General features: G+C 40.3%; 11 protein-coding genes. 4 read left to right on the forward strand and 7 right to left on the reverse strand.

The window, feature by feature from the left end; translation table 11 throughout:
- Positions 1 to 57: 57 nt before the first annotated feature.
- Positions 58 to 2,976 (reverse strand): DNA polymerase I, encoded by a 2,919-nt coding sequence (polA, locus tag H6G83_RS08220; RefSeq protein WP_190469738.1) that lies wholly within the window; start codon positions 2,974 to 2,976, stop codon positions 58 to 60.
- A gap of 219 nt (positions 2,977 to 3,195) precedes the next feature.
- Here polA and H6G83_RS08225 point away from each other — a divergent pair, with 219 nt between their 5' ends.
- Both H6G83_RS08225 and H6G83_RS08230 read left to right on the forward strand, forming a co-directional pair.
- Positions 3,196 to 3,672 (forward strand): hypothetical protein, encoded by a 477-nt coding sequence (locus H6G83_RS08225; protein WP_190469741.1) that lies wholly within the window; start codon positions 3,196 to 3,198, stop codon positions 3,670 to 3,672.
- Positions 3,673 to 4,023: 351 nt separating this feature from the next.
- A complete protein-coding gene (locus H6G83_RS08230) occupies positions 4,024 to 4,644 on the forward strand; it encodes a DUF1361 domain-containing protein (protein WP_190469744.1) in 621 nt (206 codons plus the stop codon).
- Between the two features lie 331 nt (positions 4,645 to 4,975).
- Here H6G83_RS08230 and H6G83_RS08235 read toward each other — a convergent pair whose 3' ends face one another.
- Positions 4,976 to 5,383: a PPC domain-containing DNA-binding protein gene (locus H6G83_RS08235; RefSeq protein ID WP_190469747.1), complete on the reverse strand. Its 408-nt coding sequence runs from the start codon at positions 5,381 to 5,383 to the stop codon at positions 4,976 to 4,978.
- 183 nt (positions 5,384 to 5,566) lie between these two features.
- Positions 5,567 to 6,652 carry an AI-2E family transporter gene (locus tag H6G83_RS08240; protein WP_190469751.1) on the reverse strand — a complete coding sequence of 362 codons (1,086 nt, stop codon included), beginning with the start codon at positions 6,650 to 6,652 and terminating at the stop codon, positions 5,567 to 5,569.
- Between the two features lie 603 nt (positions 6,653 to 7,255).
- On the opposite strand from H6G83_RS08240, the gene pdxH reads away from it, so the two are divergent.
- Positions 7,256 to 7,897, forward strand: a complete 642-nt coding sequence (gene pdxH, locus H6G83_RS08245) for a pyridoxamine 5'-phosphate oxidase (protein ID WP_190469754.1) — start codon at positions 7,256 to 7,258, stop codon at positions 7,895 to 7,897.
- Positions 7,898 to 7,976: 79 nt separating this feature from the next.
- Here the strand turns inward: pdxH and H6G83_RS08250 are convergent, their stop codons facing one another.
- The 4 genes from H6G83_RS08250 to H6G83_RS08265 form a co-directional block, all read right to left on the reverse strand.
- The gene (locus H6G83_RS08250) at positions 7,977 to 8,834 is read right to left on the reverse strand and encodes a DUF3153 domain-containing protein (protein ID WP_190469758.1); all 858 of its coding nucleotides are present in this window, start codon (positions 8,832 to 8,834) and stop codon (positions 7,977 to 7,979) included.
- A 73-nt stretch (positions 8,835 to 8,907) separates the two neighbouring features.
- Complete coding sequence (locus H6G83_RS08255; RefSeq protein ID WP_190469759.1) at positions 8,908 to 9,429, reverse strand: tetratricopeptide repeat protein; 522 nt, start codon at positions 9,427 to 9,429, stop codon at positions 8,908 to 8,910.
- A 108-nt stretch (positions 9,430 to 9,537) separates the two neighbouring features.
- Complete coding sequence (gene argB, locus H6G83_RS08260; RefSeq protein WP_190469762.1) at positions 9,538 to 10,428, reverse strand: acetylglutamate kinase; 891 nt, start codon at positions 10,426 to 10,428, stop codon at positions 9,538 to 9,540.
- Between the two features lie 207 nt (positions 10,429 to 10,635).
- Positions 10,636 to 11,199, reverse strand: coding sequence for a shikimate kinase (locus H6G83_RS08265; protein WP_190469765.1), 564 nt, complete (start codon positions 11,197 to 11,199; stop codon positions 10,636 to 10,638).
- A gap of 164 nt (positions 11,200 to 11,363) precedes the next feature.
- Here H6G83_RS08265 and arfB point away from each other — a divergent pair, with 164 nt between their 5' ends.
- Positions 11,364 to 11,777 carry an alternative ribosome rescue aminoacyl-tRNA hydrolase ArfB gene (arfB, locus tag H6G83_RS08270; RefSeq protein ID WP_190469768.1) on the forward strand — a complete coding sequence of 138 codons (414 nt, stop codon included), beginning with the start codon at positions 11,364 to 11,366 and terminating at the stop codon, positions 11,775 to 11,777.
- Positions 11,778 to 11,791 lie beyond the last annotated feature (14 nt).

The raw sequence follows: 11,791 nt of genomic DNA on the forward strand, positions 1-11,791 counted from the left end.
TGAGAATATAAGTATATGTGGCGCTGCACTGCCCACCCTACTAAGAATAATTACAATTTACTTGGTTTCCATCCAGTTTTCACCTGCACGTACATCAACTACCAACGGGACAGTTAACGGAAAAGCACCTTCCATCACTGACTTAATTTGTGGTTGCAATTCTTCCCATTCATGGGGAGGAACTTCAAACACTAATTCATCGTGGACTTGTAACAACAGCCTCGCCTGATATTTTTTTAAAACTTGTTGGATTTGCACCATCGCAATTTTGATAATATCAGCACTAGAGCCTTGAATTGGAGCATTAGCCGCAGCGCGGAGTAAACCCGCATCGTAAGCGCCGAGATTTTTTAACTTGCTTAAATCAATATCTTTTGGATTGTTGCCTTTGTATTTTTGTAAACTGTTGCTAGTAAAGTTGAAATAACGCCGCCTACCGAGTATAGTTTCTACATAACCTTGAGCGATCGCTTCTTTTTTCATCCGTTCCAAATACTCAAACACTTTAGCATAGCGTTCGTTAAATTTCTTAATAAACTCATTAGCAACATTCTTATCTATTCCCGTTGAACGAGAAAACCTCAAAGAACCCATCCCATATATCACACCGAAATTAATAGTCTTGGCTATTCTTCGCTCATCTGGGGTGATATCTTCTTTTTCAAAAACTAATTTAGCGGTAACTGTGTGAATATCTTCATTTTGTTGATATGCTTGCACTAATATTGGTTCTTGACTCAAGTGAGCTAAGATTCTTAACTCAATTTGTGAGTAATCAGCCGCCACCATTAACCAACCTGATTCAGGTAAAAATGCTTTACGAATTTGCCGACTAAAGGCTGTCCGAATGGGGATATTTTGTAAATTGGGATTAGAAGATGATAATCTCCCAGTTGATGTTGCTGTTTGGTTAAAATCTGTATGCACTCGTTGAGTATCTGGACGTATCAACGCAGGTAACGCATCTACATAAGTAGACTTTAATTTAGATAAGGTACGATACTCAATTATGGTTTCAAGAAAATCATTTTTGTAAACTTCTTGGAGCTTTTCTAAAGTCGCTGCATCTGTTGAGTAACCAGTCTGAATTTTCCGCGAATATTTAGTAGATAAACCTAATTTTTCAAATAAAATATAACTTAATTTTTTGGGAGAACCCAAGTTAAATTTCTCCCCAGCTATTTCGGTTGCTTTTTCCTCTAATTGAGCTAAATCTACTTCTAACTTTTGGGAAAGTTCGCCTAAATAAGCTGAATCAATTCTGACACCAGTGTATTCTACCGCCGCTAAAACTGCTTCTAAAGGTTGTTCTACTTCCGTTAGCAGTTTATACAATTCTGGTGTTTTTGCCAGTTCCTCACGCAATTTACCTACAAGTTGAAACGTAGCATAAACTTGTAAACAACAGTAATTTGCTACAGCAGATATATCTATATCACCGATAGTTTTACCTTTAGGAACTAAATCCACATAGTTTTGAATTGTTAATCCTAAGTAACGCAGAGTCAAGTCACTTAAATTATGGCTAGTATCTGGATTCAAAACATAACTAGCCAACATGGGATCAAAGACAACTCCGGTTAAATTAATCCCTTGAACTAGGAAAACTAAGCGGTCAAATTTGGCATTTTGGAAAGTTTTAGGATAATCAGCACTTTCTAAAATTGGACGCAGTGCATTCAGGACTATATCCTTATCTAAATTATCCCCTTTTGTATGCGCCACAGGAATATAAGCTGTAGCATCTGCTTCTGTTCCCCAACAACAGCCAATACCGACTAAAGCTGCATCTCTGGGTTCTAAGTCACTAGTTTCTGTATCCCATGCAACTGGATTTTCTGGGTTAGTATATTGTTTTAATATTTCTACCAACTCTGTGAGTTTGGCTTCAGTATCAATAATTCTTGGTTGAATTGGTGCATCAATTTTTTGGGTAATCGTTGCAGTATCTTCCGCAGTGAAAAACCACAAATCACCATCTTCATCATCATTGTTGACTGGTGGTGTTACTTCTGGGGTTGGTGCTTCCTCAACTGTGCCACCAAAACGTAGCTTTAGTTCGTTAATTTGGGATAGAAAACGATTAAATTCTAGCTTTTCTAAAATGGGAATAAGAATATTTTCATCAAATCCTACTAATTTACAATCTTCTAAATCAACTTCTATTGGCACTTCTGTAACTATCTTTGCTAAATATTGCGACTTTTTAGCGTCTTCTTCTCCTTGGGCTAATTTTTTCTGCGTCGCACCTTTAATTTCATTTATAGCTTGATAAATTTCCTCTAGTGAACCATAGGTATTAAGTAGCTGAACTGCGGTTTTTTCCCCAATTCCTTTAACACCGGGAATATTATCTGATTTATCCCCACACAGGGCTTTATAATCAACAATTTGCGTAGGTAAAATACCGAGTTTTTCTTTAACTTGTTCTGTACTGATTTCTGTGATGCTGTTTGTAGAACGTTTAAGCGCATCTGGACTGAAATTTAAGACAGTGATTTCTTTTTCCGGGTCGATGAGTTGAAACAAATCGCGATCGCCTGTCAAAATCTTCACCCTATACCCCTGTGTGGTAGCTTTCTGCGCCAAAGTCCCCAGCACATCGTCCGCTTCATAACCTGGGGCGGTGTAAATTGGGAGGTTGAAGCCTTCCAACAATTCATGCAGATTTTTCAAATCAGGAACAAAATCTTCCGGTGTTCCAGGGCGGTCGGCTTTATAGGTATCGTCGGCTTCGTGGCGAAAAGTCGGTAAACCCAAATCGAATGCGATCGCCATTGCTTGCGGCTGTTGCGTCGCCATCACTTCCAATAAACATTTGATAAAGCCGAAGCATACACTGGTAGGAATACCTGTTTTAGTCCGCAAGCCACCGTCCCGTCCCTTAGCAAAGGCAAAGTAGGAACGGAAAGCGAGAGAATGTCCATCTACCAGGATGAACGTAGGGCGTGTTGTAGTGATAGAAGTTTCAGACATTCTCTTATTGTAGCTAGAAGTGGGGATTGGGGATTAGGGACTGGGGATTGGGGAGATGAGGGAGTAGGGGGAGATGGGGGAGATGAGGGAGTGGGAAGAACTATGGACTATGGACTAATGACCAATTACCAATTACCAATTACCAATTACCAATTACCAATTACCAATTACCAATTACCAAAGCTATGATTGTCGAGATTGGACTGTGGTAGAGAATGTATGTTGATTGTGCGTAAGTATAACTTGATTATTCCCGCTAGTGTAACTATTGCCTTATTGCTGAGTGGTTGTGCTGGAGATAAAACCACTCAATGTCAGCGACTGATTCAGGTAGTGAATGCAGGAAATACTCTGATTGAACAAAATAAGGGAAAGCAAGTAACCACCAGCTTGCAACTATCTAAAGACTTAGATGCAATAACTATCTCTTTGCAGGAACTCAATTTGAGCGATCCCAATCTCAAGGATATGCAAAGCCGATTTATCAAGGTTTTCCAGAATCTTAGTCAAGCGATCGCCAAGGCGAGTAAAGCGCTGAGTACAGGTAAAGCTGTTGAAGCATCATCCACTGGTAGAGAAAAAGTCCGTAAAGCCAAAGCCGAAATTGAGACTGTTCTCACAAATGCCGCTAAAACTACTGGCAAAGAATCAGATAAGTTAGTAGTAGAACTAAACAAGTACTGCAATCAACCTTAATCAATTAACATTAATTTTATATAACAATATGTAACTTATTTTACAATATTTGAAAATTTTTTGTCTTTGATAGGATAGATTTGCTGTTAGCATTCATACTCAATTCTTGAAATAGTCATCTTGGTTTCATGATTTTGGCGTTGCACTGCCCTCCCTACAGGTACTTGTTATACTATGATTGGTCGATAATATTTCTCTAGACAAAATTAAACAATCATGAGCTATTTTCCGAAAATGATTTATGACTAAGTGAAGTTTTAATTGTATATAAAGCCCATTTTTCTCGATCAATTGATTGTTAATAATAAAAAGCCAACTAACTTGATAAATATAATTTAAGAGAAAACAGCAATGCGAGAACAATTATTAGTCAGATTGTTGCAAGTCTTAGGTAGAAATATGAGATGGATGACTTGGAATTTATTTCTGGCTTTTATACCTTTGGGTTTGAGTGTTTGGTTATTTCGCAACGGACGCGGACGCTCTTGGCTGTGGTGGTTAGGGTTTATAGTTTTCTATGCTTTCTTACCAAATGCACCTTATTTATTAACAGATGTAATTCATTTGATATACGACATCCGCACAGTCCAATCTGTTTGGATCATAACTTTAGTATTAATTCCTCTTTATCTGCTAGTTATTCTGGGTGGATTTGAGGCTTATGTAATATCTTTAATTAATTTAGGATATTATTTACACCGCATTCATAAAAGCCAATGGATTTTAGGCGTGGAATTAATTACTCATGCCCTCTGTGCTATTGGTATTTATTGGGGTAGATTCTTACGTTTTAATAGTTGGGATTTTATTACTCAGCCAGATGAGATAATTACCAGAGGTGTAGAGGAACTTCTAGGAAAACAGCCTTTATTAATTATTGTCATTACCTTTATTATTCTTGTAATTTTACACTCACTCATGAAACGAGTAACTTTAGGTTTTGTGGCACAACGCAACAATAAAGCAGTGTGAAATTAGGTCATGGTTAACTGTTAATTTTTGACTATTGACAGTGGTGAGAAGTATTAGCATGAAGAGGCTCAAATTTGGCAATGGATTTGGATAAAATTGAACGCAGATAAACGCAGATAAACGCAGATGAGTAGGGGCGCACAGATGTTCGCCCCTACAGATAATGGATGTGTTACCAAGATTTTTTGAATTGCTATAGCAGTCGAAGCATAGGGCGCGGACATCATACAATTTTAAAACCTTTAATTTCAAAGGCTTTCAGCCCTGTCACCTGTCCCCTGTCACCTGTCCCCTGCTATATAAAATTAGGAATTACGCACCGATATCGCCATCAAGAACTAAATGGGGAATATTGAATCTCTAGTTCTTGATAGCCCGTCTGTTCATCAAAAGTTCTTTGAAAGCGAAACTCTTCAATAGTACCAATTACTATTTCCGCAGTTGTGTAAATAATACATCCATTATCAAGATGACCACCAATAGTTTGACCTTGCTGATTAGCAAGTGCGATATGTAGATGTAAGCCTTGATTCGCTATTGTTCCATTTAAAGAAAGGATTTCAAATTTCTCGCTCAGGACTGTACTCATATCTTGATTAGCAAAGCGAATTGTTGCTTGTTTTAAACTACCAATTCCACTTAATATAAATCCTGCTTGAATATTTTGCTCTATGGCAAAGTTTTTCAGATATTGTTTTAAATCGTCATTAGGTTTGAGTCTAATTGCAAATACTTTCATACATTTTTAAGTATTACTTTAATAATTGGTGTAATTTTTCTGTAAAGGCTGAGATATAGCAAGCGAGACATAGGGCGCGGACATTGACGAATCATAAAATCCTTACAGGGAAAAGCTTCTTCACCTGTCAAGAGTCACCTATCACCTGTCCCCTGCTATATTTACTACAACATTACGCCAAGTTTACTCTAATGGTGAGTCATGAGCGATCGTGACGGTGGACATAAAGTCGCCTTGCTTACCAGCTTTTAAAGCATCGAAAGTTCCTTTAATTGTGCCGGCGATGGGAACAGCAACTAGAGTTCCTAATAAACCTGCGATTTCATAGCCCATCAAAATGGCTACAAAAATCCAGATAGGGTTAAGTCCAATAAAGTTACCCAGTAATCTGGGGCTTAATAGATTATCTTTAATTTGCTGCACGATAATTGTGGCTATGGCAAGTTGAACTGCTAACCACCAATCTTGTAGAAGTACGAGCAATGTCACTAAGCCGATACCTAAAGTCGCCCCGATAAAGGGGATGAGTTGAGAAATACCGATGAGTATGGCGAATAATAGGGCAAAGGGTACTCTGAGTACGAGGAATATAGGGGTAAGAGCGAGTATCATGAACAGCCCTAGTAATAGCTGGCTGAGGAAGAAGTTTTGAAAGTTGAGTTGCAAGGATGTAGTGAAGGGATGTCTAATTTGCGCTGGCAATAGGTTAATTAAACCATTCCAGACGCGATCGCCATACACAAGCATATAAAATGCCAGCACCACCACTAACACAAAGTTAAGCAAACCCGAAATTACTGTTCCCGCTAACCCCACTGCACCAGAAGCCAATTGTTGCACTACACTTTGGATACTGGCGTTAATTTGATTGCTCACCACCCGCAAATCAAGCGGTAAACGTCGCTGTTTTGCTAATTTCTCAATCAACTCTAGGTTAGCTTGACTAGCAGTTAACCAATCAGGAATTTTATTTAAAAGTTGAATAGTTTGGTCGATGAGCAGTGGGACTAAAGTTACTCCCAAAATGCTAAATAAAGTTAAAGTGATCAGCAGAACGATAATCACAGCCTGAGTTCGCGTTATCCTAGCACGTTCAAAGAACTTTACCGGATAATTCAGCAAAAAAGCCAAAATTGCCGCCATACTCAAAATCGTGATGGGGTTTTGAAAATAGCGAAAGAGTACGGACAATAACCAGACATTCAGAGCGACAATGGGGCCGCTCAGACCATAAATCAGTAAACGTTGCAAGGATGATGAACGGCGCATCTGATGTAATCAACTTTCGCTACTCTGAGACAATACTTGTATAAGTCAGAACTTACGCAACTGGCACTTGGGGTAGGGTGCGTCAGATGTGGAAAATCATTGAATTTGTAAGATATTATTGGCGCTGACGCACCCTACAGTTAGTTTGATTATGACACTTACGTAAGTCCTATAAGTAATCATCATGATAAATAGATTTACAAAGAAATGTATCAATCTAACTGGAGAATAGGGGTTAGAGATTAGAGTCTACAGGCTAGAAAAGGGATATATAGCAGGGGACAGGTGATAGGTAACAGGGGACAGGCAAGAGAAAGCCCTTGCAGTAAAGATTTGATGATTCATCAATGTCCGCGCCCTATGTGGCGACTGCTATATTTACCAAAATTTATGTAATATATGACATGATTTCTTAGCTAAAAAAGGTGTAAGGGAGTTGGGGAAAATAGAGATAGCAATAACCAAGGCAGTTAGGACATGAGGAAATGAAAAAATTTAGACAGCAAAAGACTTTCAACCCTGTCACCTGTCACCTGCTATATCAATTTTATTGTGTAATTTATTACATAAACATTTAGTTGGATCATAAGGAAGCAATTGACAATGGACAAAACCATAGCCGACCTTCGCAAAGACTACACCTTAGAGGGTCTGAGCGAAACTGAAATTGACCCCAATCCTTTTATACAATTCAAAAAATGGTTTGAGCAGGCATTGGCGGCTCAACTTCCAGAACCTAATGCTATGACTATTGCCACAACCAAGCCCGATGGTAAGCCTTCGGCAAGAATGGTGTTGTTAAAAGACTTTGATGAGCGGGGTTTTGTCTTTTTCACTAACTATAACAGCCGCAAGGGTCAAGAACTAGCCCAAAATCCCCAAGCCGCCTTGGTTTTCTGGTGGGCAGAACTAGAACGCCAAGTCAGAATTTTAGGCAGTGTGGAGAAGGTTTCAGAAAGCGAATCAGATTACTATTTTGAAAGCCGTCCTGCTAAAAGCCGTCTGGGTGCATGGGCATCTAATCAAAGTGAAATCATCACTAGCAGAGAGATTTTAGAGCAACGGATGCAGGAATTGCAAAGTAAGTATGAAAATCAGGAAATTCCCAGACCTCCGCATTGGGGAGGCTTGCGAGTGATCCCGACAGAAATTGAGTTTTGGCAAGGACGCTCTAGCCGTCTACACGATCGCCTGCTTTATACTCTAGATGATGGTAGCTGGAAAATTCAGCGACTATCACCTTAATCAGTTATCAGTTATCAGTTATCAGTTATCAGGTGATGTTCACTGTTGACTGTTCACTGATAACTGACAAGCCCAGTCCCTACTCTGTTACTGAGGGTTTGGTAGCAAATTGAAGTTGGGGATCGGGCATGAATGTATATCTCAGATATATTCCGCCCCAGACGAAGAGAGTAATTAATAAAGCACCAATGCCTAAAGGACTGGGTAGCCAGAAAACTACTTCTATATGGTTGAGTTCACCGGGTCGCAATTTCCACACGAGTTGTCCGCCTTTGTTTTCTGGTTGGGGTGCAGTTTCTACTCTTTGAATGTTTTTTGCTCCCCAAGGAGTTTTTAAGCCAAACTCTAAATCAAGAATTGCCCCAGTATCTGCTAAAACGTTACCTCTGCTAGCAATTAAAGAGAGCGATCGCAAGTCTAAATCAAAAATCAATTCATTTTTTACTGCTAACAGAAAATTATTTTGTACTACAAGTAAGTTAGATTCGATTTTTGGTAATTCTGAGTTCCCTGCCGCCCCACCTTCTGTTGTTTGTTGCTTACCAGAATTGAAAAACTCGTTAAACTTTGTTTGTAATTCTTTCCCATTACTAAAGGGAATTGTCACCACAACTTCATCCCTAGAAATGCGTCTAGCTCTACCATCCAGTTTCCGAGCGCGGCGCTCTATACTATTTAACCATTCGTAGACATAATCACCGCTAAAACTGGTAAGCTGTTCACCTAATTTAATATGCTGCACCAGTTGCCCGTTATTCGCGTTATTAAAATTAACGCCCACATCATACTCGACGCAGCCAGATAATAATAGTGATACTACCAGCACTAATAAAAATATAGGTTTCCTCATTTTATTTTTATCAGTTAACTGTGATAAAACAACCTGACAACGTTGAATTAATTTAGTGAAAATATTGCCCAAATTAGCATAACTCATTAATATATTCCTCCTAAAAATTTACTATTATTATTCTCCTGCCTCCTGCCTCCTGCCTCCTGCCTCCTGCCTCCTAAAAACCCAACCAAACCAAATATGAAATAGTTAATCCAATCACAACTAAAGCTAGCCAAATAAAGCGATTGTCTTTAGTATTAACTTGGCTGAGGTCAACAAATTCTGGTTCAGCAGGTGGTTTGCGTTCACTCGTTTTTCGTGGTTTGGCGGCTATGCGAATTTGGGATTCATTGTCAGACAGTGCGGTTAAATCGGGAATTTCTGTCATCCAATTACTAGGTCTTTTCAGCCTTGGCGCTTGTAGGATATAAAGCAGACGTTGGGCTTGCTGGCGTGTTTCCGAGTGGGGATGACGACGTAACTGTTGACAAAGTGCGATCGCATCTTCTGTGCGTCCGGCGGCTTCATAGGCGGTAACTAGCCAAATTTCCACCTCACCCCCAAGGCGGGTATTACGTGCCAATAGGGCGCTAGCTTTTTCTAGATTTTCTACAGCTTCTCGATATTGTCCACTTTCAAAAGCGATTTTGCCTGCTTGATATCGAGTTTTAGCCAGTTCTAAACTTTCGGTATTCACGTTTTACTCACTACTAGGGACTGGGGAGTTTCAGTTATCAGTGAACAGTGAACAGTGAACATCACCTGATAACTGATAACTGATAACTGATTAAATCTCTCCCATAACTTAACTATACTGAGAACCGAGAATCATTGTCCCAATCCCAATATCAGTAAAAATTTCTAGTAGTAAGGCGTGGGGAAGACGGCCATCAATGATGTGTGCGGCTTTTACACCTTGGGCAAGCGATCGCACGCAACAACTAACTTTGGGGATCATACCACCGCTAACCACACCACTAGCGATTAATTCGCGGGCTTCCCGAATATCTACCTTGGGAATTAGGGTGTTAGGGTCTTGATAATCTTTTAAAATGCCCCTGGTATCCGTCAATAAAATCAACTTCTCAGCACCCAAAGCAGCAGCAATTTCCCCAGCTACGGTATCAGCATTAATATTGTAGGCTTGTCCCGCATCGTCGGCGGCAACACTAGAAACGACAGGAATATAGCCGCTACTCACCAAGGTTTCCAAAATTTTGATATTGACGTTACTCACCTCACCAACAAAGCCGATACCCTCTTGACCTTGGGGACGGGCAGTAATTAAGTTACCATCTTTACCACAAAGCCCTACAGCTAACCCTCCAGCTTGGTTAATTAAAGAGACGATTTCTTTATTAACTCGACCGACTAACACCATTTCTACAACATCCATTGTCGGCGCGTCGGTGACTCGCAGACCGTTTTTAAATTGTGGTTCGATGCCTAACTTATCTAACCAACTGTTAATTTCCGGGCCGCCACCGTGGACTAAGATTGGTCGCAACCCAACGCAAGATAAAAACACAATATCGCGGATTACTTGGTCTTTGAGCTTGCTATCTTTCATCGCCGCGCCACCATATTTAACAACAACGGTGCGCCCGGCAAATTGTTGAATATAAGGTAGTGCTTCGCTTAGTACCTGTACACGAGTAGCTTCAGCTTGCCTGATATACTCAATATCGTTGACCATCGTTCCCCAAGCCGTGAAAACTTAATATTTATGCGGCCAGTTTAAAAGACTTTGTTCCTAGTCACAATCTCTTATTACATATCTTGTCAGTTGTCATTAGTCATTAGTCCATAGTCAACAGTCCATAGTTCTTCTCCTTTGCTCCTTCCCTCCTCTTAGCAGCTAGGGGTGGGTACTCCCTCATCTCCCTCATCTCCCTCATCTCCCTCATCTCCCTCTGCTCCCCTGCTCCCCTACCTGCTTTTTCAACACACTGGGGATTGCCTGCATGACTTGATCAGCAATTTGTTCTGGTGTTTCTCCTGCATTGACAGGAATGCGTAAATCTGCTTGGGAGTAAAGTGGTGTACGCTGTTCGAGGAGCGATCGCAATTTGCCTTGAGGATCAGCATCTTGCAGGAGTGGTCTTGTCGTATCCTCTGCTAAACGTGCGTAGAGTAAATCTACTGGCACATCTAACCACACAATTAAACCGTGGTGCAGGTAACTCCAGTTTTCCCGCCGTAACACAATTCCCCCACCTGTGGCTACAGTTAACTTAGTATGGGCGCAAACCTGTCCCAGCACATCGCTTTCTATCTGGCGAAATCCCGCTTCCCCTTCTGTCGCAAATATTTCACTGATGGATTTTTTAGCAGCTTGGGTAATAATATCATCCGTATCTACAAACACATAACCCAATTGCTTTGCTAGTATATGACCCACGGTAGTTTTGCCAGCACCCATCATGCCGATTAAGTATAGGTTAACTCCCTGTAATAAACTACTCACTCTCGTTTAGTTCTCCCTGGCTTTTGTCTGGTTTTTGAGATGCGCTGTCAAAATGGTATGACTGCCCAATTTTAAATTTTCCCCTATTAGACGATTTTTTGCTGAAGGGGCGATCGCTCACTTGGTAATTGTAGCGATCGCACCAATAACGCTATATATAAGTTATGCTGCAAATTTCTCAAAAGATTATTATCCCTGATAACGAAATCGAAATTAGCGCGATTCGTTCTCAAGGTGCTGGCGGTCAAAACGTCAACAAGGTTTCTACAGCCATCCACTTACGCTTTCACATTGAGGCTTCATCATTACCAGCTTTCTACAAACAGCAACTCTTGAAGCTGAATGACCGACGCATTACCCAGGAAGGGGTTATTGTCATCAAGGCACAAGAACATCGCAGCCAGGAGAAAAACCGACAAGAAGCTTTGCAACGACTCCAAGAACTGATCAAAAGCGCGGTCATCATGCCACAAATACGCAAACCCACCAAACCAACTCGTAGCTCTCAAAGAAAACGTCTTGACAGTAAAACTAAACGAGGACAGATTAAATCTACCAGAAAGCAAGTCATTGATTAAGGGACTATTCTTAG

This window comes from Anabaena azotica FACHB-119 (assembly GCF_014697625.1).
Lineage (GTDB): Bacteria > Cyanobacteriota > Cyanobacteriia > Cyanobacteriales > Nostocaceae > Trichormus > Trichormus azoticus_A.

Excerpts from the sequence above, each read along its gene's own strand:
- polA (WP_190469738.1), bottom strand. The coding sequence starts at position 2,976 with ATGTCTGAAACTTCTATCACTACAACACGCCCTACGTTCATCCTGGTA.
- H6G83_RS08240 (WP_190469751.1), bottom strand. The coding sequence starts at position 6,652 with ATGCGCCGTTCATCATCCTTGCAACGTTTACTGATTTATGGTCTGAGC.
- H6G83_RS08225 (WP_190469741.1), top strand. The coding sequence starts at position 3,196 with ATGTTGATTGTGCGTAAGTATAACTTGATTATTCCCGCTAGTGTAACT.
- H6G83_RS08230 (WP_190469744.1), top strand. The coding sequence starts at position 4,024 with ATGCGAGAACAATTATTAGTCAGATTGTTGCAAGTCTTAGGTAGAAAT.
- argB (WP_190469762.1), bottom strand. The coding sequence starts at position 10,428 with ATGGTCAACGATATTGAGTATATCAGGCAAGCTGAAGCTACTCGTGTA.
- H6G83_RS08235 (WP_190469747.1), bottom strand. The coding sequence starts at position 5,383 with ATGAAAGTATTTGCAATTAGACTCAAACCTAATGACGATTTAAAACAA.
- arfB (WP_190469768.1), top strand. The coding sequence starts at position 11,364 with ATGCTGCAAATTTCTCAAAAGATTATTATCCCTGATAACGAAATCGAA.
- pdxH (WP_190469754.1), top strand. The coding sequence starts at position 7,256 with ATGGACAAAACCATAGCCGACCTTCGCAAAGACTACACCTTAGAGGGT.
- H6G83_RS08250 (WP_190469758.1), bottom strand. The coding sequence starts at position 8,834 with ATGAGTTATGCTAATTTGGGCAATATTTTCACTAAATTAATTCAACGT.